Origin of the sequence: Prosthecobacter sp. (assembly GCF_046154365.1) — a bacterium.
In the GTDB taxonomy this organism is placed as follows: Bacteria; Verrucomicrobiota; Verrucomicrobiia; order Verrucomicrobiales; family Verrucomicrobiaceae; genus Prosthecobacter.
Genome location: NZ_JBJXFV010000102.1, coordinates 24,665 through 44,960 on the forward strand (window position 1 = coordinate 24,665; position 20,296 = coordinate 44,960).

General features: G+C 60.9%; 16 protein-coding genes and 1 pseudogene. 9 read left to right on the forward strand and 8 right to left on the reverse strand.

The window, feature by feature from the left end; all coding sequences use genetic code 11:
• Positions 1 to 12 precede the first annotated feature (12 nt).
• Entirely contained in the window at positions 13 to 243 is a 231-nt protein-coding gene (locus ACKVY0_RS13195; RefSeq protein WP_409215288.1) for a phosphopantetheine-binding protein, read from the forward strand.
• Here ACKVY0_RS13195 and ACKVY0_RS13200 read toward each other — a convergent pair.
• From ACKVY0_RS13200 to ACKVY0_RS13220, 5 genes are all read right to left on the reverse strand, one after another.
• Positions 238 to 1,230, reverse strand: a complete 993-nt coding sequence (locus tag ACKVY0_RS13200; RefSeq protein ID WP_409215289.1) for a hypothetical protein — start codon at positions 1,228 to 1,230, stop codon at positions 238 to 240. The genes ACKVY0_RS13195 and ACKVY0_RS13200 overlap by 6 nt on opposite strands.
• A gap of 93 nt (positions 1,231 to 1,323) precedes the next feature.
• A complete protein-coding gene (locus ACKVY0_RS13205; protein WP_409215290.1) occupies positions 1,324 to 2,733 on the reverse strand; it encodes a DUF1501 domain-containing protein in 1,410 nt (469 codons plus the stop codon).
• 46 nt (positions 2,734 to 2,779) lie between these two features.
• Entirely contained in the window at positions 2,780 to 3,391 is a 612-nt protein-coding gene (locus tag ACKVY0_RS13210) for a response regulator (protein ID WP_409215291.1), read from the reverse strand.
• The gene (locus ACKVY0_RS13215) at positions 3,388 to 4,917 is read right to left on the reverse strand and encodes a sensor histidine kinase (protein ID WP_409215292.1); all 1,530 of its coding nucleotides are present in this window, start codon (positions 4,915 to 4,917) and stop codon (positions 3,388 to 3,390) included. Before ACKVY0_RS13215 ends, ACKVY0_RS13210 begins: the two co-directional genes overlap by 4 nt.
• The gene (locus ACKVY0_RS13220) at positions 4,914 to 5,936 is read right to left on the reverse strand and encodes a PepSY-associated TM helix domain-containing protein (RefSeq protein WP_409215293.1); all 1,023 of its coding nucleotides are present in this window, start codon (positions 5,934 to 5,936) and stop codon (positions 4,914 to 4,916) included. Before ACKVY0_RS13220 ends, ACKVY0_RS13215 begins: the two co-directional genes overlap by 4 nt.
• Before the next feature lie 139 nt (positions 5,937 to 6,075).
• On the opposite strand from ACKVY0_RS13220, the gene ACKVY0_RS13225 reads away from it, so the two are divergent.
• From ACKVY0_RS13225 to ACKVY0_RS13240, 4 genes are all read left to right on the forward strand, one after another.
• Entirely contained in the window at positions 6,076 to 8,232 is a 2,157-nt protein-coding gene (locus ACKVY0_RS13225; RefSeq protein ID WP_409215294.1) for a glycosyl hydrolase, read from the forward strand.
• Positions 8,233 to 8,265: 33 nt separating this feature from the next.
• On the forward strand, positions 8,266 to 9,120 hold the full coding sequence (locus ACKVY0_RS13230; protein ID WP_409215295.1) for an SGNH/GDSL hydrolase family protein: 855 nt from the start codon (positions 8,266 to 8,268) through the stop codon (positions 9,118 to 9,120).
• Positions 9,121 to 9,251: 131 nt separating this feature from the next.
• Positions 9,252 to 10,229: a prenyltransferase/squalene oxidase repeat-containing protein gene (locus tag ACKVY0_RS13235; RefSeq protein WP_409215296.1), complete on the forward strand. Its 978-nt coding sequence runs from the start codon at positions 9,252 to 9,254 to the stop codon at positions 10,227 to 10,229.
• A 35-nt stretch (positions 10,230 to 10,264) separates the two neighbouring features.
• Positions 10,265 to 12,685, forward strand: coding sequence for a PSD1 and planctomycete cytochrome C domain-containing protein (locus tag ACKVY0_RS13240; RefSeq protein WP_409215297.1), 2,421 nt, complete (start codon positions 10,265 to 10,267; stop codon positions 12,683 to 12,685).
• Between the two features lie 12 nt (positions 12,686 to 12,697).
• On the opposite strand, the gene ACKVY0_RS13245 is transcribed toward ACKVY0_RS13240, so the two are convergent.
• Complete coding sequence (locus ACKVY0_RS13245) at positions 12,698 to 13,072, reverse strand: HEPN domain-containing protein (RefSeq protein ID WP_409215298.1); 375 nt, start codon at positions 13,070 to 13,072, stop codon at positions 12,698 to 12,700.
• Between the two features lie 22 nt (positions 13,073 to 13,094).
• Positions 13,095 to 13,454, reverse strand: coding sequence for a nucleotidyltransferase domain-containing protein (locus ACKVY0_RS13250; protein WP_409215299.1), 360 nt, complete (start codon positions 13,452 to 13,454; stop codon positions 13,095 to 13,097).
• A gap of 57 nt (positions 13,455 to 13,511) precedes the next feature.
• On the opposite strand from ACKVY0_RS13250, the gene ACKVY0_RS13255 reads away from it, so the two are divergent.
• Positions 13,512 to 14,909, forward strand: coding sequence for a DUF1501 domain-containing protein (locus ACKVY0_RS13255; RefSeq protein ID WP_409215300.1), 1,398 nt, complete (start codon positions 13,512 to 13,514; stop codon positions 14,907 to 14,909).
• A 7-nt stretch (positions 14,910 to 14,916) separates the two neighbouring features.
• Here the strand turns inward: ACKVY0_RS13255 and ACKVY0_RS13260 are convergent, their stop codons facing one another.
• Positions 14,917 to 17,703: a TOTE conflict system archaeo-eukaryotic primase domain-containing protein gene (locus ACKVY0_RS13260; RefSeq protein ID WP_409215301.1), complete on the reverse strand. Its 2,787-nt coding sequence runs from the start codon at positions 17,701 to 17,703 to the stop codon at positions 14,917 to 14,919.
• 266 nt (positions 17,704 to 17,969) lie between these two features.
• Here ACKVY0_RS13260 and ACKVY0_RS13265 point away from each other — a divergent pair.
• From ACKVY0_RS13265 to ACKVY0_RS13275, 3 genes and pseudogenes are all read left to right on the forward strand, one after another.
• Positions 17,970 to 18,095: pseudogene (locus tag ACKVY0_RS13265) on the forward strand (DUF1501 domain-containing protein); the annotation flags it as partial.
• An 88-nt stretch (positions 18,096 to 18,183) separates the two neighbouring features.
• Positions 18,184 to 18,843: a GntR family transcriptional regulator gene (locus tag ACKVY0_RS13270; RefSeq protein ID WP_409215302.1), complete on the forward strand. Its 660-nt coding sequence runs from the start codon at positions 18,184 to 18,186 to the stop codon at positions 18,841 to 18,843.
• Complete coding sequence (locus tag ACKVY0_RS13275) at positions 18,840 to 20,276, forward strand: sulfatase (protein ID WP_409215303.1); 1,437 nt, start codon at positions 18,840 to 18,842, stop codon at positions 20,274 to 20,276. The genes ACKVY0_RS13270 and ACKVY0_RS13275 overlap by 4 nt, the downstream gene beginning before the upstream one ends.
• The last annotated feature ends 20 nt before the right edge of the window (positions 20,277 to 20,296 follow it).

Sequence of the window (20,296 nt, forward strand, 5' to 3'; positions counted from 1 at the left end):
AGCACCCCCGCAATGTCCCCCGAACAGCGTCTCCTCAATCTCCTGCGCCCCTTTCTCCGTCTGCTGCCCGCAGGCGCTGACCTGCCGATGGATGCCGAGCTCGGCAAGCTCGGTCTGGACTCGCTCCAGTCCATCGACCTGCTCATGGCGCTCGAGCAAGAGTTCGGCGTCACCATTCCCGACGAAAAAATCACCGTCGATTCCTTCGCCACTCCGGCGCACGTGCTTGCACTCGTCTCATAGGCCCCAGTCGCCCTCCGCCATCACCGGGCGGACCGGCGTGCCCTTCAGCGCGGCGGGCAGCCAGTGGTAGTGGCTGAGGAATTCATCACGCGTATAGGCCAGCGGCAGCCCATTCCACACCTCCTCTCCCGGAAAACTCAGCAGACTGATGAAAGGCCACCACGCACCGCGCTTCGCAGGTGATTGATGCATCCACCACGCCACGAGAGCATGAAGTTCGTCATGCGTGCTCTCCGTGGTGAACCAGTCCACCACTTTCCACATCGGCACGCCGCGCAGTTTTCTCGGCGTCAGCATCAGGCAGGAGGTCAGCATGCCCGCGGCGTCCACCACGCCCGCAAAATGATGCTCGCGCATCGGTGACTGGAGATACCAGCGCAGATACGCCGGCGTGATGTGCTTTTGAATGCACGGACGCGGACGTGCCGGGCACACACTGGACACCAGCGCCGCATCCGTGACGATCCGCCGCCCGGCGGCCAGACACGGCGGCTCAAAGCCCATCACACGCGCCAGCATGCCACCAGCGGCACCACGCACGATGAGACTGCGACGGACCTCCTTGTGCGGCAGCCAGCCCCAGCGGTCGAGCATCTTCTGCACCTCCGGGCTCGGCGTCGTGTCCACCATCACCAGACCACGCCCCAGCCGCTGAAACATCATCCCCATCGGTAACGCCGCATGACGGCAGCTCTCCGCGACCGCCCACGAGGTGGCGATCAGCGCCGGCACCGGATTCCCGGCACCATCTTCGTATAAAGTCGGAATCACGCCCAGATAGCCCACGATCCGTCCACTATCCCGCAACAGCCACCCACGGCACGGATGCGCGTCCGCAAAGGGGTTCAAATCCCACCAAAACACCAGCCGCCGCAGCCACTGCGCTTCATCACAGGCACCTTCACCCTGGAACTGCTCCCGAAGAAACGGCACCAGCTCCGCACGCGCGGCGGGACTGTCTTGAAAGGGCTCGATCTGGGCAGGCACAGACGAAATATACGCGTGTAGCATGACTGGCCGAAAGCAGAATTTCCAAGCGGTTCACGGACTGAAGTCGATCATAGCGCGAGCGACTGCCACTCACGCCAAAACCGCCCGCACCACCTCACCGCTCACATCCGTCAGGCGATAATCACGCCCCGTGAACCGATACGTCAGCGCTTCGTGATCCAGGCCGAGTTGATGCAGCATCGTCGCATGCAGATCGGGCACGGAGACTTTGTTCTCGACAGCGTTGTAGCCGAATTCATCGGTCGCGCCGTAAATCTGGCCGCCTTTGATGCCGCCCCCGGCCATCCACATGGTGAAACCTTTGGGATGATGATCGCGGCCCTTGCCGTTCTCAGCCACGGGTGAGCGGCCAAACTCACCGCCCCATACCACCAGCGTGCTGTCGAGCATGCCGCTGATTTTGAGATCATCGAGCAGCGCAGCGATTGGGCCGTCGGTTTCGGCGCAGTGGAGGTCGTGGTTCTTTTTGAGGTCATCATGCGCATCCCAGGCCTTCGGGCCTTCGTTGCCACCGCTATAAACCTGCACGAAGCGCACGCCGCGCTCCACCAGCCGTCGTGCGAGCAGGCAGTTCTTGCCAAAGTGCGCCGTCACCTTGTTGTCGAGACCGTACATCTGCCGCACGCTCTCCGGCTCGCGGCTGAGGTCCGTGCATTCAGACGCGCTCATCTGCATGCGAAACGCCAGCTCATACGCATTGATCCGCGCCGCGAGTGCGGTTTCCGCCGGGTTCGCCGCCGCGTATTCGGTGTTCCATTGTTTTAGCAAATCCAGCCGCGCCCGCTGCTGCGTCGCCGAGACACTCTGCGGCGGCGTCAGATACGCAATCGGCTCCCCGCTGCTGCGAAACGGCACGCCCTGAAACGCCGCTGGCATGAAGCCGTTCGACCAATTGAGCGCCCCATTCACCGGCGCGCCCTGATGATCCAGCAGCACCACAAACGCGGGCAGGTTCTCGCTCTCCGAGCCGAGGCCATACGTCACCCACGAGCCCATGCTCGGCCGTCCGGGCTGGATGAAGCCCGTATTCATCTGGAAGATCGCCGGTCCGTGGTTGTTGCTCTCCGTGTGCATGCTGCGGATCACGCACAGGTCATCCGCATGCCGCGCCAGATTCGGAAACGTCTCCGCCATGTCGATCCCGGCCTGACCGTGCTTCGCAAAGCGGTAGTAGCTCTGCATCGCCACGTTCTTGGTCTTCTTGCCCATGAACGCATCCTCCGGCTTCCACACCGGGATCGCCTTGCCATGCCACTTCGCCAGTTCCGGCTTCGGATCGAGCAAATCGACATGCGACGGCCCCCCATACATGAACAGGAAGATCACCGACTTTGCCTTCGGCGCGAAATGCGGTGCGCGAGGAGCCAGCGGATTCGTCGATGACAGCACGCCGTCCGCGCCGAGTAGCGATTGCAGCGCCAGCGAGCCGAATCCGGCTCCGCTGCGCTGAAGAATGTGTCTGCGTGTGAGGGGATGCATCTGCCTCATGTTCCTTGAGGTAGAACGTAGTCTCAAGCACTCTCGTTCATGACAAAACTTCAAGCGCCCGCAAGCTGGCTGCCGTGCGGCTTTCAACCCCTAGCTTTTCGAAGATGTGAATGGTGTGCTTCTTTACCGTGGCGATGCTGAGACCGAGGATCTGGGCGATCTCGTGGTTTCCTTTGCCCTGGGCCACCCAGAGCAGAACCTCGGCCTCGCGGGGAGAGATGCCGAGTTTTTCGAGCGGCTTCGGATTGTCAAAGTTGGGTGCAAAACGCGGCTGTTGCTGCCTAGCACGCTCCAGTCGCGTGCGCACGGCCCTGAGCAGGTCGTTTCTCGAGACGGGCTTCGGTAGGTAATCGTCTGCTCCAAGATTCATGCCGGCACGGATGTCAGGCGGCGTGCCTTTGGCGGTGAGGAAGACGAATGGAACGGCTTTGGTCGCCGCATCAGTACGAATGCGCTCCAGCACCGCGTAGCCGTCGAGTCCGGGCATCATGACGTCGCACAAAACGAGGGCGGGGAGTTGCTGCGCGGCCAGTTGAAGCCCTTCGCGGCCGTTTTCAGCAGCGAGCACATGGTAACCGGCTAGCGTGAGCATTTCGCAAAGGTTCTCACGCAGCGGTGCGTGGTCTTCGATGAGGAGGATCGTGGTCATGACCGCAAAAAGATTGAAACATGGGTCCCTTGACCCTCTTCACTCCAAAACGAAAGCTCACCTCCGCTCAGCTCGACGCAGCGCTTCACAACTGTAAGGCCCAACCCTGTGCCTGAGACATCACCAACATTTGAGGCTCGGTGAAAAGGTTCTCCGAGATGAGCTTGATCGGCATTCGGAATCCCAATGCCCTCGTCGGCCACCAGAAATCTTTGCAGTTCGCCGAGATCCTGCGCCCCCAGGATCACCTTTCCTCCCGGCCTCGAGTATTTAACGGCATTCGTGAGCAGATTGACCAGCACACTTCTCATCAGAGTGACATCAAGGCTGCGCATACCCGCGTCGAGCTTCCTCTCGATCTCGCATCTTCTCTGCGTGGCAATCTGCACCTCTTCGACGATCTCGCGGCACAATGCGGCGACATCCACAGGCTGGGAATTCGCCTTCATCGCGCCGGATTCGATGCGACCAAGCAGCAGCACTTGCTCCACCATTTCATTCATGCGTCCGGTCGAGCTTTTGATCTGAGCAAGCAGTTCCAGCCGGCGTGATTCGCTGAGCTGACCAGCATGTGCCTCCAGCAGCTCAGCGCCGGAAAGGATGACACTCAGCGGCGTGCGGAACTCGTGTGAGACGCTGCTGACAAACTGATTTTTCATCTGCCCGAGTTCACGCTCCGCATCGAGCGCAGCCCGGAGTTTGCCGGCGCGAGACGCGATGATCACAAGGATGGACAAAGGGACAATGCTGAGTGCCAGAGCTGCGAAGCCGATCCAATTCATCGGCGTTCCATACTCGCGAATGAAGCCTGGGCCTCGGGCGACGGCGAAGGTCCACTGTGATTTATTTTCGCCATCGCTGATGAGCTTGTGGCGCTCAGCAGCATCAGGCGGATCGTCAGCCGAGACTGGCCTTGCACGCAGGGCTTCACTGCTCAGGAGCGGTAGTGTCGGATCGTGGCAGAATGAATCGAGATCGAGCCAGCCGAGGATGTAGCCACGAACCAGCATGTTGTCGTTGGGTGAGGTCACCGCGCCGACGATCACGAGGGTGTTCTTCGAGAGATGGGCACCAAACACCAGCGGTGCGGTGCTCAGTCGTGCCTGTCGCAGAGCGGTAGTCAGCGGAGCATTAGCCGCGAGGTTGTCACCCACTTTGGATGATGCGTGACGACCCTGCTGCCAGAGCACGCGGATGGTTCTCTCGTCCTCGTGATTAGCGTAGGCGATGCCGCTCAGATGCGTGATGCGCGTCTCCCAGCCGGGCGGAGGCATGCCTTTCGGCGGGTGCGTGAAGTCCGGCACATAGCGCCATTGATTGCGCATGATATTGAGGAAGTTCTGATGGCGCAGCGTGTTGATCTTGAGCTGCTCCACCAGCACCTCCGTCGCGGTATCAAAGAGCTTGGCATCGCGCTCACGTGCCGCTTTGAAGGTGATGAAAGCCACCGCCGCAGGCACCAGAGCAAAGGCCAGTGTCAGCGCCGCAAGCGTGCGCGGTTGCTCGATCCAGCGGGGTGTTTTCATGACGATTTGCGCTTCCACCACAGCACATAGCCGCTCACAATTTGCAGCACGAGCGCCACGCAGGTGAGCAGAGCTATGAATTTCGTGCCCAGGCCGCCGATGGCTCCGGTGTGGATCGAGAGCTGGTTGTTTTGAAACTGGTCGCTGAGAGATCCAGCGCGCGAGCTGTGTGTGGCGAGCACTTCGCCCGTGCTCTGTTGCACAAACACCACGCAGCGGCCCGCAGGCGAGCCGTCCTCTGGAAAGGCGAGCTGGATGCGGTAGCTCGCAGCAGGATTGCCTCTGGGCATCTCGGCCGCCACCGCTCGCGCTCCTGGCAGTGCTTTTTCGGCGAAGCGGATGGCATCATCCAGAGTGATCGTCGTGTCGGATGGCTGCTCGTTCATTCGTCCCATTGGAGGGCGCGGATGCTCACCGTGCCAGTATCTGAGCGTGATGCCGGTGGTGCCGATGATGAGAAGAAACACGGACGAATAGAGTCCCGCCGCGCTGTGTAGATCGAGATTGAAGCGGCGGAAGTTCGAGCCGCGCCGGATGCCGAAGATGCGCAGCGGCCACCAGAGCCACAGTCCGGTGAGCGCGAGCATCAGCGTGATCACCGTCGCCACCACGACGATGGTCGCACCTTGCGGGCCGAGGAGCAGGTTCACATGCAGGCGAATGAGCGTCTGCATCAGCGCATCGGCACGCGGACGTGAGCCAAGCAGCGAGCCGGTATGCGGATCAAAATGGAAGGTGCGATTGCCGCTGGTCAGTGTGAGCGCGTCTGCGTCATCGCGCGGAAGACGCATGCCCTGCACCATCATCTCGGGATGCTTTTCACGAAGCTGCTGCAGCATCGAGCCAACCGCCACCCGCTCAGCCGAGCGCTCCTGTGGAAACAACTCCGGGAACCGCCACCGCACGAGCGCCTCAGGAAAAACCAGCAGGGCTCCCGTGACTGCGATGACGAGCACGACAAGCCCCGCGAGCACGCCTGCCCAGCGGTGGAGCCACAAAAGGAAACGCCGAAGATTCATGCGGCGAACTCAGCCTGCTTTGCGTGCCTCCGCAAGACGCTTGAGCGCGACGTGATGCACCAAAAGGAGCATTCCCACAGGCTTCGTGCTCCCGTAGGTGCATTGCCGCTTGCGCGCGGGTGCGGGAGGCTCACGCACCATGAAAGCAAACCTTTTTCTCCTCTTCATCTCAACCTCCGCCATCGCTGGTCCGATCCAGAATGGCAGCTTTGATAACACTCCGGCGAACCTCGCGCAGATCACCCCCTGGCAGGTCAATGGCACGACAGTCGGACTCAGTGTCACGCGCACCGCCTCGGACTTCACCTCATCGCCACTCTCGCTCCGCGTCGCGGGTCGAGGCAGCGCGACGGACGGGCCGGTGCAGCAACAAAACGTGCTGTCTGCACTGACGAACGGCGCAACGTATGTCACGCGCTTCAAGATCAAATCCGACGGCCAGGCGCAGATCCGCTGCCTGTTGTTTGTAGCCTCCAGCATCGCGCAAACTCCGATCCTGATGGCGGAGACAGTGGTGCGCAGTGATGGCGTCGGCCAGTGGATCAACGTCGAAGGCTCCGCGCCGGTCACATGGACTGGCACACCCTCAGCGGCGCGGATGTATTTTGCTGTTGAGCAGCTTTATCCGGGCACCGCACCAGTGAGTGCCTTTCCGTCTTACAACCTCGACGACATCTTCATGGAACTCGATAACGATGGCGATGGCCTGAGCAACGCCGAAGAGACCACGACGAATCCGAACGCGAAGGACACCGACCTCGACACGCTGCCGGACAAATGGGAACTGGCGAACGGCTTCAATCCAAACTCCGACACCGACTCGGCGCTGGATGCGGACAACGACGGCCACAGCAACAAGATTGAATATTGGGCCTGCACGAATCCACTCAGCGCCGCGTCGTATCCCGGCCTCACGAGTGATCCGCAGGCAAGCACAGCCACCAAGGCGCTGCTCTACTATCTGCAAACACGCGGCGCCCGCGGCAACGGACGCTACTTGACCGGCCATCACGCGCAGGACATCGCGAACGGAGACTACACCAACTACGTCGTCGGTTTGAACACGCTGATGACTCAGGCAGGACATCCGAGCTGGGTCACCATCCTCAGCATCGCCGCTGAAGGCCCCAGCGCTGCGCAGCCTTTGCAGATCGCCACCAGCGGGCCTGTTTTGCGCAGTTACATGGATGCTGGCGGACTCGGCATCATCCACTTCACACCGCGCAATCCGTGGACAAACAACTTCAATGGAGACAAGACCGGCGTGGACATTGCCGACCTCCTCACGCCTGGCACCGTGGCCAATTTGCGCATGATCGGCTGGATGGACGCGATTGCGGTGGAGATTGCTTTGAATGGTCCTGATCGCCCCGTGATTTTTCGCCCCTTCTCCGAGCAAAACGGCAACTGGAACTGGTATGGTCGGCTCCAGCAGAGCGAGTTCGTGGCGATGTATCGTTGGCTGCGTGACTACTTCGTGATCACCAAAGGCCTGCACAACATCATCTGGACGCTGGAAGGTCACATCGGCGTGCATCGCCCCGCTGGCACGGGGAATGCAGGCGCCGCGATGGACTACTACTACCCCGGCGACGATGCCCTCGACCTCATCGGCTTCAGCGCGTACATCAGCGGCTGGAATCCCGGCTTTGATGCGGATGCGCAGTCGCGCCTGCATCCGAAAGCTTTCGCCATCACCGAAGGCGGCCCACCACCGAATGAGGACGACGTGCCGAATACCTACAACTCGACCTACCTCCCTGCGCTCGACATCTGGTATCCGCGCGCGGCGTTCTTTGTGATCTGGAACAGTTGGGTCACCGGGCCTTTCGTGGCGATCAAAGACAACGCGAACTATGTCGAGCTGCTCACCGACACGCGAGTTACCAACCGCGAACAACTCAACTACCTCAATACGACAGCCTACTGGCAGGCGGCAAACGGGCTGATGAACCAAAAGCTCACCGACGACGCCGATCACGATGGCCTGGCAAACGTGCTTGAGGCCGCGATGGGCACAAACCCCCTCATGGTGAACACTGCCGCGATGCCGATGCAAAGTTTCGTCACGGTCAGCGGCCTGAACTATTCGGCGCTCACCTTCACGCGTGACCCCGCCATCGCAGATCTCATGCCCGTGGTGGAATGGTCGAACGATCTCCTCAACTGGAGCGCAGCGGCTACCACCGAATTTACCCGCGTGTTGTCTGGCGGCCTCGAAACCATCACCGTGCGCTCGAATGTGCCTGTGGGGGCTGGGCAGCAGTTCCTGCGGATGAAGGTCGATGCTCCGTGAGATTCCAGAGGCAGTGGGCGTTCTCGTTTCACCATGACACGCTCCACTCTCCTGCGCTGCCTCCTCACCCTCAGTCTCGCCACATTCGTGCGAGCAGACACTCCTCCAGCAGGCCTTCGCATCCTCACCGCCGGTCACAGCTTCCATGTTTGGATGCCTGGACTGCTCATGCAGGCGGCGAAGGAAGCTGGAATCACCGGTCACACGCAGGTCGGTCTCTCCTCCATCGGCGGCTCGCGCACGATCCAGCATTGGGATGCCAAAGACGATAAACAAAAGATCAAACCCGTGCTCATGGAGGGCGCAGCCGACGTGCTGACTCTCTCGCCGATCTTCTTGCCGGATGCGGGCATCGAAAATTTCGTGAAGCTCGGTCTCGAGCACAATCCAAAGATGCGCATCACCGTGCAGGAGTTCTGGATGACCTTTGATGATGGATCACTCTGGGGCAAACCCCTCAACGGCAAGATCGTTGACCGCGACAGCAAAACGATGGCGGACCTCCACGCGGCGCACGATTCCTACTTCAAGTCCATGGACGATCATGTGAGCGAGCTGAATGCCAAATACGCCAAGGACAAGCCTGCGGTCTTCGTCGTCCCCGTCGGCCAAGCCGTGATGGCGTTGCGTGATTTGATCATCCAGGGCAAAGCGCCCGGCATCGCGAAGCAGAGCGATCTCTTCACCGACCCCATCGGTCATCCGCGCGATCACGTCAAAGCCATCGCCGCCTACTGCCACTATGCCGTGATCTATGGTCGCACGCCCATCGGTCTGCCCATACCCGGTGCCATCGCCAAACTACCCGAGGCCGAGAAACTCAACGCCTTGCTGCAAAAGCTCGCGTGGGACGCGGTCACGCAGCATCCGCTCAGCGGAGTAAAGTAGCCATCATCGCTCCGCGTGATGAGCCTTGTGCTCCCGCCGACACGCCAGTCTCCAGAGCTTTTTGACGTCCCGCTTCAACGGAAACCACCAGTTCACCACGCGGAGCGATGATCACCGCGTTCAAGCTCACGATGAAACGCCTCCTCATCTGCCTCACCCTCGCCAGCATCTCGCATGCCGCTGATGAGGCGGCCATGCGTGCCGCCATCACCCAATCACTCCCACTGCTCGAACGCAGCTCGATCATCGCCATCGACGAGCGCTCCAATTGCTTCACCTGCCATCACACCGGCCTGCCCGTGATGACTTTCGTCACCGCACGTGAACGCGGCTTCAAAATAGACGCGCAGAACCTCCAGACGCAGCTTCAATTCACCAGCGACTTCCTCGCCAAAGGCCGCGCGAATTATCTTCAAGGCAAAGGCCAGGGTGGACACGCCTTCACCGCCGGATCGGCGCTTTGGACGCTCAAACTCGGAGCATGGAAGGCAGACACCACCACCGAAGCCGTCATCGAGTACCTGCTCGGTCATCAAACAGACCTCGATCACTGGAAACCACCCTCCAATCGTCCGCCGAGCGAGGAAAGCCCCTTCAGCACGACATTTTTCGCCCTCGAAGGCATCCAGCACTTCGGCACCGCCGCACAAAAGGAACGCATCACCGTACGCATCGCCCAAGTCCGCGCCTGGCTGCTCAAAACACCCGCACAGAACACCGAAGACCGCGTATTCCGCCTCTGGTCGCTTCATTCCGTCAACGCCGAAACCAAGCCCGCCGCCCAAGACCTCCTCCGCACTCAACGCGACGACGGCGGCTGGTCCCAACTCGAAAACATGAGCACCGACGCCTACGCCACCGGCACCGCGCTCGTCGCATTGCATCGCAGCGGCAGCGTCACGGCGCATGATCCCGCATTTCAACGCGGTTTGCAGTGGCTGCTCAAGACCCAGCTCCCCGACGGCTCGTGGCATGTCGTCACGCGCAGCAAGCCGATCCAGAAATACTTCGAGTCCGGCTATCCCCACGGCAAAGACCAGTTCATCTCCATCACCGCCGCCTGCTGGGCCACCACCGCGCTCGCGCTCGCCTTGCCTTTCGGGCAGTAGGATGTGTGTGGCGACAGCCCGCTCGTCTTCGCCGCGTGCAAGCTCGCCTCGTTTTCGAGCGTCTCTTGCAGGTGCTTCGCCTCCTCCAGAGCCTCATCATCGCTTCGCTCGCGCTTTCCACAGCCCGAGCGGACGACGGCATCGCGTTCTTTGAATCCAAGGTGCTGCCGTTGTTGCAAAGCCGCTGCTACGAGTGCCATTCGCATGAAAAGAAGATCAAAGGCGGTCTCGCCCTCGATTTGAAAGCGGGCTGGCAGACCGGCGGCGACAACGGTCCCGCCATCGTGCCGGGCGATCTGGTGAAAAGCCATCTCGTCGAGGCCGTGCGCTACACCAATCCCGAGATGGAGATGCCGCCGAAGGGCAAACTCGCCGCGAGTGAGATCGAAATACTGGAGAAATGGGTCGCCATGGGCGCGCCGGATTCGCGTGTGAGTCAGGCGACGGCGAAGAAGACACGCGTCATTGATTTCGAGGCAGAGAAGAAGTTCTGGGCCTTCCAGCCTGTGCGCGATGCCCAGGTGCCAGCCGTCAAAGAAACCACATGGCCGCTCAATGCCGTGGATCGTTTCATCCTCGCAAAGCTTGAGGCCGCTGGCCTCCTGCCCGCGCCGGATGCCGATGCCTATACATGGCTGCGTCGCGTGTCACTCGATCTTACCGGCCTGCCGCCGACGCCGGAGGACATCGCTGGCTTTTTGCATGAGTCCCATGCGACTCATGGGTCCTATAGGGCCTATGCCGCCGTCGTTGACCGCCTTCTCTCCACTCCCGCCTTCGGCGAGCGCTGGGCACGCCACTGGCTCGATCTCACCGGCTACGCGGACCAGATCGGCACCTCCAACAACGTCTTTGCCGAACATGCGTGGCGTTACCGCGACTACGTCATCAACGCCTTCAACAGCGACAAACCCTTCGACCATTTCATCCGCGAGCAAATCGCTGGAGACCTGCTGGCGGAAAAAACAGACAGCAAAAAGCAGAAAGCAGAAATGATCACCGCCACTGGCTTCCTCGTCCTCGGCGATGTCGAAATCGTCGCCGTGGACAAATTGAAGATGGAAATCGACCTCGTGGACCAGCAGGTGAGCAAGGTCGGCACCGCGTTCCTTGGCATGACGCTGGGTTGTGTCCGCTGTCACGATCACAAGTTCGATCCCATCACGCAGCGCGACTACTACGCCATCGCCGGCATGTTCCGCAGCACCGACTCGACTTACAAAACCGACAACGGCGTCTGGAGCAGCGTCAATGCGAGCGAGATGCCCGAAACGACCGAGCAGCAGGCCAGACGCACCCAACTTCTCGCAGCGAATGAGGCGAAGCTGAAATCACTCCAGGCCGACTTAGCCGCCGCCAAGGCCCAAAAAGCCGATCTCAAGCCCCTCAACGCTCAAATCGAGCACGCGAAGTTCTTTGCTCCCGTCGCGCCGAAAGCCTTCGCCGTGCATGATCGCGAAAAGCCCGACGACATGCAGATCACCATCCGTGGCAATCCGTATGCGCTGGGCGACAAAGTGAAGCGTGGCGCTTTGACCGTGGCCTCCTGGGCCGAGCTACCACCGATCCCAGCGAACCAAAGCGGCCGTGTACAGCTTGCGGACTGGCTCGCTGATCCGCGCAATCCTCTCACCGCCCGCGTCACCGTGAACCGCATCTGGCAAAAACTCTTCGGTGAAGGCCTCGTGCGCAGCGTCGATTACTTTGGCGTTCGCGGCGAAGCGCCGACACATCCCGAACTCCTTGACCACCTCGCCACACGCTTCGTGAAAAATGGCTGGTCACAAAAACAACTCATCCGCGAACTCGTGCTCTCACGCACCTACCGCCAGTCGTCTGACAGGTCCGACCTGTCAGACTCGTCGGACAACCGCCTGCTCTCCCGCATGAACCGCCAGCGCCTCGATGCCGAGGCCATTCGCGACTCCATGCTCGCCATCAGCGGCAAACTCGCGGCATCGAATGGTGGCCCCGCCTTGCCATTGGAGTTCCCCGAGAACGTCACCAGCCTCAGTCCGAAAGCTGTGAACCCACCCGCGTTTAACCTCAAGAAATTCCGTCCTGTGCAGGAGTTCGAGCGCACGGTCTATCTGCCCGTCATCCGCACCGCCACCCAGCCCGGCCCTGCAAAGCTGCGCGACGTCTTCGACTTCACCCAGCCCGCGCAAATCTCCGGCAAACGCGCCGAGACCGCCGTGCCCACACAGGCCCTGTTCCTCCTCAACAGCGACATGCTCCGCGCCCGCGCCACCGAGATCGCCCAACATCTCACGCAGACCGAATCAAACGTCGGTGCGCGTCTCGAAGCGCTCTGGCTGCGCGTCCTGAGCCGCCCCGTCACCTCCACCGAGCGCGAGGATGCCGTGCATTTTCTCGAATCACTCCCCGCCGACAAAGCCTGGACCGAACTCAGCCACGCGCTTCTCTCCTCAAACGAGTTTCTCCTCAGACTATGAAGCACTCGGTTCTCACTCCGAAACAACTGGTGGCAGACGACCTTGCACCGTCGTCAGCAGAGCTGCGATCTGCTCGATCCATCCATCCAACTCGGGCCAGTTCTCCTCTTCCAGGTCAAAACCTGGATAGCGGTGAGAGAAATAGACTTCGGCCAGTGCATTGCATAGGGGGCGAACCGTTGTCGCAAGATCAGAACCACGTGCCTGCAATTCGCTTCCCAGGCGCTGAAGGTCATGCGTTTTTTCCAAATGCCAGCCGAGCCGGATCAGTTCCGCCTTCAATATTTTCTCCAGCGCCTCAGCGAGCTTGCTCTGGCACATCCAGTAGCTCATCTGCTTCGCAGCGAGCGTCTGAATGCCCTCCATGTCGGAGGCGGCAAAAAACAACCAGTCGTGCGGGTTGTTCGAATCAGTCCGCCGAAGCAAGCGCCACCCCCTCGCTCAAAACGGTTTCAAAAAACGGGTCGTCGATCTTTTGTTTCTCGGCCAGACGCTGTGGAGTGATCGGCACGAGTGTGAATGACGGACGCGGCCACACATCCCAGATCGCCTCGCGATATTGTTTTGCCGCCTGCAACTGTCGATCAGCTCCATCCGCCACGAGGCAAAGATCCACATCACTGTCGATCCTGGAGTCGCCACGCGCATGGGAGCCGAACAAAATCACCTCACGCAGCGGCATGACACGATCCATCGCCTCAAGACACTGCCTCAAGGCTTCGTGGTCGCCGCTCAGGCTCTCGGGAAGGTTTTCCAGTCTCAGCTTCATGTTCGCATCTTACCGGCGGGCACGGATTCGCTCAACCTTCATTTCAAACCCACGCTCATGATCATCCCACTCACCCGCCGCACCTGGCTCCGCCGCACCGCCACAGGCTTCGGCGCACTCGCGCTGCACGATCTCGTGCGTGCCGCGCAGAGTCCACTCGCCACGCGTGCGCCGCAAATGCCTGCGAAAGCGAAGCGTGTGATCTTTCTCTTCATGTCCGGCGGGCCGTCGCAGCCGGATTTGTTCGACCCGAAGGACTACATCAGGCGCATGCACGGCCAGACCATTTCCGCACCGATCAACACGAACGAACTCCGCGTCGGCACCGACAAATTCCTCGCGCTCGCCACTCAGCGCGATGTGCGTCCGCGCGGACAGTCCGGCATGATGATCTCCGATCTGCTGCCGCACACCGCGTCCATCGCCGATGAGATTTGCCTGCTGCGCGCGATGCACTCCGACAACAACCAGCATCAGCCTGCCGCGCTGCAGTTTCATACCGGCGTCACGGCTGATGTGCGGCCATCGATGGGTTCGTGGATCAGCTACGGCCTCGGTGCCGAGAACCAAAACCTGCCAAGCTTCATCTCCATTCATCCTGACAGCGACACGCGCCTCTACGGCTCCGGTTTCCTGCCTGCCGCGCATCAGGGCACGAAGGTGATCATCCCACAGAGCGACAAGCAATCGCCCATCGACTACCTCGCGAATGTCTCCGGCGATGCGAAGGCGCAGCGTGCGCGCATCGACTTCACGCAGCGCATGAACCGCCGCCTGCTCGATCATGCCGGCACCGATGCGCGCATGGAGGGCATGATCGAGAGCATGGAGATCGCCTTCCGCATGCAAACCGCCACGCCCGAGCTGGTGGACATCGCCAACGAATCCGAAGCGACGAAAAAACTCTACGGCATCGGCGAGAAGCCCACGGACAAGAATGGCCGCGCCTGCCTGCTCGCCCGCCGACTCAGCGAAGCCGGCGTGCGCTTTGTGCAGGTCACCATGGGCGGCTGGGACCATCACGGCGACATCCGCAACGCGTTGCCCAAGAGCTGCGGCGAGACCGATCAGCCCTGCGCCGCCTTGATCAAAGATTTGAAATCACGCGGCCTGCTCGAAGACACGCTCGTCATCTGGTCCGGCGAGTTTGGCCGCACCCCGTGGAGTCAGGATCTCAGCGGCACCTCGCCCATCGACAAACACGGTCGCGAGCATCAGCCCGAGAGCTTCTGCACCTGGATGGCCGGCGGCGGCATCAAACCCGGCTTGACCCTCGGCGAGACCGACGACTTCGGCTTCCGCCCCATCTCCGGCAAAGTCCATCTCCACGATCTCCACGCCACGATCCTCCATCAACTCGGCCTCGATCACGAAAAACTCACTTGGCGGCATGTCGGCCGCGATTATCGGCTCACGGATGTGTACGGGAATGTGGTGAAGGAGATTTTGGGTTGAGGCAAAATCATCCCCTCGCCAGCGTCCGCAGCACCGTGTCCAGAATCACATCGAGATGCTTGCCGAGATCATCCGCCAGGAAGCGCAGCACGAAGTAGCCGTGAGCTTGCAGCAGCGCGTCTTTGCGGCGATCACGCCGATAAGCCTCCGCATCGCCGAGATGCTGCGCGCCGTCGATCTCAATGACGAGCTTTGCTTCCTCGCACAGCAGATCAACCTCCATCTGACCACGATCATCAAAGGCGATCGGTAAGAGTGCATTGAGCCGGAAGCGGTTTTTCAATTCGGGCAGCGTCTCAAAGCGCCGGAAGATGAATGCCTCGCTCGCACTGCGGGCACGATCAGCGCCCTCGGCATCGGCCGAGTGTGAGTGTGTGGCGTGAACGAAAAGCTGCGCGAGCGGCTGGTCCACACCGTCGCGAATAAGCCGCTTCACGCTCGCGGCGTAGTCTTGCTTCCATTGCGGGTCGATGGGCAGCGGCACCTCGACGGGCCAGCCGGGCAGCGCGCTCGCCGGCAGCAGGATCGTGTAGCCGACGGCTTCGTATCCGGCGCAGCGTTTGTCGAACATGCGCGCGAGCATCGGCACATCGAGGTCTGCGTAGTCATAGACTTGCACCACGCGCTTGCCGTCATGCAGCCGGTGCAGGCGGCCCACATATTGTGCGATCGTGCCGCGCCAGGACACCGGCATGGTGAGAAACAAAGTGTCGAGCCGCGAGTCATCGAAGCCTTCGCCGATGAAGCGACCGGTCGCGATCATCACGCGGCTTTCCGTGGTGGGGATCGTTTTGAGAAGCTCCAGCGCGGCGTTGAGTGATTTGCGCCCCATGCCGCCTTGCAGCGTGACGACGTGAGTGACGTATGGCCGCAGTTGGGATGCGATCATCTCCAGATGTTCGGTGCGCTCGGTGAGCACGACGGGCGAGCGGCCTGCCTTCACGGCCTGCACGATCTCGGCCACGATGAGCTGATTGCGCGACGCCGAGTTCATCACGGCGTTGCACAAGCGCTGATACTCCACGCGCTTGTCTTCGTCCGCATCACCGTCTGGAAAGAAGCCCGTGGGCCGCACCAACACCTCGTGTGTGAATGGTCGCTCCAACGCCTGCTGCCGCGCATCGACGCGATGCCGCACAGGACCACATTGCATGAAGATGATCGGGTGATGCCCGTCCTTTCTCGCCACGGTGGCGGATAGTCCCGTGACAAACTTTGCCTTTGCCCGTCGGGCCACGAGTTCAAAGCTGTGCGCTGAAAGATGATGACATTCATCGACCACGAGGTGGCCGTAATCGGCGACGAGATCTTTGACCTCGCCCTTGCGCACGAGGCTCTGCATCAGCGCCACGTCGATGCGGCCCGTGAGCTTCTTGCGTCCGCCGCCCCAGCGTCCGATCTCTTTCGGGGTCACGCCAAGGAACTGCGACAAGCGCTCCACCCATTGCTCCATCAACTGCTGCCGATGCACGAGGATGAGCGTGTTCACGTCGCGTTGCGCGATCAGCCACGCCGCGAGCACGGTCTTGCCAAACGCCGTCGTCGCCGCGAGCACGCCGAAATCATGCGCCATCATCGCCGCACCAGCCTTCGCTTGATCGGGGCGCAATGTACCCGCGAACTTCACATCGAGCGCTCGTCCCGCGAAGCGTTCATCACGCAGCTTCACTTTGATTTTGAGCGTGCGCAGCAAGTCCAGTGCTTCATCAAGACAGCCGCGCGGAAGCGCGATGTGCTCCGCGTGATCATCCGCGCAGGCGATGATGCGCGGCTTGTCATACGTCGGCAATCGCATCGCCTGTGTCTTGTAGAACTCGGGATTCTGAAACGCCGCCAGCCGCACCAGCGCATTGCGCAGCGACGGCGGCAATTCACGCTTCGGCACATAGACTTGATCCGACAACACCAACTCCAGCGCCGCAGGCATCGCACCGCTCGGCAGCGCATCACGTCGGCGCGATGGCGTGAGCTTCCACGGCTCTGCCGCGTCTTCGTCATCGGGCAAAGCCATGCGCACACCGACGATGCGACCGCGTCCTTCCGCTTCGCGCACGATCGCCTCCACACATTGCTTCGACACCCGCTTGATGCCCGACAGAAAAGCCCATTGGTCCTCATGCGGCTGCAACGCCGCATCGACAAACACGCTGTTGCCCTTCTCCCGCGCAGCTTTCTGCAACGGCAGCGCGATCAGATTGCCGAAGCCGCCGCGCGGCAGCGTGTCCTGATTCGGGAAGAAGCGGTCATACGATTTGAATCCAGCTTCCGGTCTGCGCTCCATCGTTTCGGTCAGCACATGCGCGCCGAGCTTGCGCGCGAGCGTGGCGGGGATCGCCTCTTCGAAGAAGATCCAGACATGCCCACCGTTCCCCGAACGCGAGCGTTCGAGTGCGGCGTCGATTTGCAGGCTACGGCATGTGTCGAGGTACGCGAGCGCGTCGCTGCTCCAGTCTCCCTCATCGAAATCCACGGCGAGAAAAAAGCAGCGCTCGTCGAGCAGCATCGGATACACGCCCGCCACGAATTCGCGTCCGCGTTCATCCGCGCCGGACAAATGCATCCGCACCACCTCGTCAGTGACAGGCAGCCAGCGCTGATGCGCGCAGTCGCCGCACTTGATCCTTGGCTTCTCACAGATGCCGCGCACCCATTCGTTGCCGCACACGGGCGAATAGCCGGACTTCCCCGACTTCGTGCTCTCGAAGCGCCGTGGATAAACCTCCACCCGCCCGTGAAACAGCGAGCGAAACAGCGCGATCTTCGCGGACGGCGGCGAGGTGTTGGTGACGGACATGGGGAGTATCATAGCCTTTTTAGGCTGTGCTCGAGCGGCCTATCTCGACAAACAAAACATGGGGCCTTATGACACAGGCTAGAAAGCCTGTGCTACGCGGCGTATTCACCGGGATGCTCAACGCTCGACATATCGCTGGACTCTCTGTCCTCTTCGCCCCGACCGCGTTCGCCGTGGAATCTCCGGTCTTCACGCGGCAAATCCACCCGGTCCTCTCAGAGTATTGCATCACCTGCCATTCAACGAAGAAGCAGAAGAGCGATCTTGATCTCCACGCCACGATCCTGCATCAACTCGGTTTCGATCACCAGAAGCTCACATGGCGGCATGTCGGCCGCGATTACCGGCTCACGGATGTGTATGGGAACGTGGTGAAGGAGATTCTGGCATAGTTTTCAGACTGTGAATGCGCGGCTGACTCAAATTCGCTGAAAGAAATCAAGACGGTATACTGTTTAAATGACGCAAACGGTATACCAAATGACCAGCATCCCCACATCCACCTCACGCACTGATCACGCCACCTCGCTTTTGCGGCAGGAGATCCTCAGCGGCAAAACAGAACCAGGGCATCTGCTGGCGGAGTCGGCGGTGGCTCTGCGTCTGGGAGTAAGCCGAGTGCCGGTGAGGGAGGCACTGTTTGCGTTGGAGCGTGAAGGATTCGTTGAGTTCAGTGGCACGGGTCGGGCTTTCGTGAAGGCGCTGACGCCGCAGGATTTTGAAGAGCTTTATACGCTCCGGCTAGCGCTGGAGCCGTTGGCAGCACGTCTGGCAGCATCGTCGCTCAAAGCAGATGCCAGTCTGCTGGAGAAGAACATCAAAGCCACGGCGCGGGCGAAGACGATGCTTTATGTCACCCGGCTTGATTTGGAGTTTCACGAGATCATTCTCGAAGCCTCGGGAAACGCCCGGCTGCTGAAGCTGTGGCAGTCCTTGCGCGGCGAACTGGAGCTATGGCTCGGCAGACTGCATCGGCAGCATCAGGGACAGAACCTCGACACGCGGGATGAGACCATTCGTGCGCATCAATCGGTGATTGGTTGTTTCAAAAAGCAAACGCCGACTGCCTGCGAGTCCCTGATGCGCAAACACATCACCGGCTGGCGCGAGTGGCTGCCAACGATGGAGGTGGAGGCATGAAGAGGTGGTTTGCCATCGCTCTTCTGATTGCCCTCAGCATTCACCATGTCTTTGCGGTGGACACGAGGCCCAACGTTCTCTTCGTCGTCTTCGACGATCTCAACAACCGCCTTGGTTGCTACGGTGATCCGGTGGCGAAGTCGCCAAACCTCGACCGGTTGGCGGTTCGCGGCACGGTGTTCACGCGGAACTTCTGTCAGCAGCCGATCTGCGGTCCATCACGCGCTTCGTTCATGAGTGGACGCAGGCCGGACTCGCTTGGCATCTGGAGCATGACGAAGTATCTCTACGACCTGCATCCAGATGCGGTCACGATGCCGCAGTGGTTTATGCAGCATGGCTACACGGCCATGAGTATCGGCAAGGTGCTTGGCGGCTATGGCAAGGAAGGGGACTTCAAGACGCTGAGCGTGCCGGATCGGCGCACCGGCGGTAAAACGAAGGATGAGTTTGCACTGTCGAATGGGGCTGCTTTGCCGCCAAACCTCGCAAAGGACCTGCTCTGTGAGAATCGCGATGTGCCGGATGAAGCGTGCTTTGACAACGTGTCGGCCAGTCTCGCGATCACCGAGTTGCGGGCGCTCGCGAAGAAGCCGGAGCCGTTCTTTCTCGCGTTGGGCATCTTCAAACCGCACTCACCTTACAAGGTGCCGAAGCGTTACTGGGACATGTATCGCCGAGAGGACATCCCGGCCATTGAGACGCCAGCACGGCCTCGCAACGCGCCCGAGATCGCCTTTCATGCGAACCACGAAATCCTCGGCGAGCCGACTGCCCACCGCACACTCGATGAGGAATCGAAGCGCGAGATCCGCCACGGCTACTATGCCGCGCTGAGCCTCGCCGATGCGCAGTTTGGCCGCGTGCTGGATGCGCTCGATGAACTGAAGCTCCGTGACAACACCATCGTCGTCATCATTGGCGACAACGGCTTTGAACTCGGCGAGCACGACTGTTGGGGAAAGATGACCTTGTTCGGGTGGGACGCGCGAGTGCCTCTCATCATCAGCGCTCCGGGCATCGGAAAGGGCGGCGCGAAGACGACCGCCATCAGCGAGTTGATCGACATCTTTCCCACGCTCACGGACCTCAGTGGCCTTCCCTCTCCTCCTAAGCTCGACGGCACCAGCCTCGTGCCGGTGCTCAAGGACTCCAGCGCCTCCGTGAAAACCGCCGCGCTCACGCAGCATCCACGCCCCGCGCTTTACTGGGGGGGCGGACCGCAGGCCTTGCCGCAAGTGATGGGCTACGCGCTCAAAACCGACCGCTGGAGCTATCATGAGTGGCGCGACTTCAAAACCGGCCACGTCGTCGGCCAGGAACTCTACGACGAGCAAACCGATCCGCTCGAAACGGTGAACCTAGCCGGCACCGTCGAAGCTGCGGCACAGATTCCCGCGCTTGCGGCGCAGCTCAAGACCATGACCAAATGAAGGCTGACCCCAACTCACAC

Excerpts from the sequence above, each read along its gene's own strand:
- ACKVY0_RS13255 (WP_409215300.1), top strand. The coding sequence starts at position 13,512 with ATGATCATCCCACTCACCCGCCGCACCTGGCTCCGCCGCACCGCCACA.
- ACKVY0_RS13210 (WP_409215291.1), bottom strand. The coding sequence starts at position 3,391 with ATGACCACGATCCTCCTCATCGAAGACCACGCACCGCTGCGTGAGAAC.
- ACKVY0_RS13230 (WP_409215295.1), top strand. The coding sequence starts at position 8,266 with ATGACACGCTCCACTCTCCTGCGCTGCCTCCTCACCCTCAGTCTCGCC.
- ACKVY0_RS13195 (WP_409215288.1), top strand. The coding sequence starts at position 13 with ATGTCCCCCGAACAGCGTCTCCTCAATCTCCTGCGCCCCTTTCTCCGT.
- ACKVY0_RS13215 (WP_409215292.1), bottom strand. The coding sequence starts at position 4,917 with ATGAAAACACCCCGCTGGATCGAGCAACCGCGCACGCTTGCGGCGCTG.
- ACKVY0_RS13260 (WP_409215301.1), bottom strand. The coding sequence starts at position 17,703 with ATGTCCGTCACCAACACCTCGCCGCCGTCCGCGAAGATCGCGCTGTTT.
- ACKVY0_RS13205 (WP_409215290.1), bottom strand. The coding sequence starts at position 2,733 with ATGCATCCCCTCACACGCAGACACATTCTTCAGCGCAGCGGAGCCGGA.
- ACKVY0_RS13235 (WP_409215296.1), top strand. The coding sequence starts at position 9,252 with ATGAAACGCCTCCTCATCTGCCTCACCCTCGCCAGCATCTCGCATGCC.
- ACKVY0_RS13250 (WP_409215299.1), bottom strand. The coding sequence starts at position 13,454 with ATGAAGCTGAGACTGGAAAACCTTCCCGAGAGCCTGAGCGGCGACCAC.
- ACKVY0_RS13225 (WP_409215294.1), top strand. The coding sequence starts at position 6,076 with ATGAAAGCAAACCTTTTTCTCCTCTTCATCTCAACCTCCGCCATCGCT.
- ACKVY0_RS13275 (WP_409215303.1), top strand. The coding sequence starts at position 18,840 with ATGAAGAGGTGGTTTGCCATCGCTCTTCTGATTGCCCTCAGCATTCAC.
- ACKVY0_RS13270 (WP_409215302.1), top strand. The coding sequence starts at position 18,184 with ATGACCAGCATCCCCACATCCACCTCACGCACTGATCACGCCACCTCG.
- ACKVY0_RS13220 (WP_409215293.1), bottom strand. The coding sequence starts at position 5,936 with ATGAATCTTCGGCGTTTCCTTTTGTGGCTCCACCGCTGGGCAGGCGTG.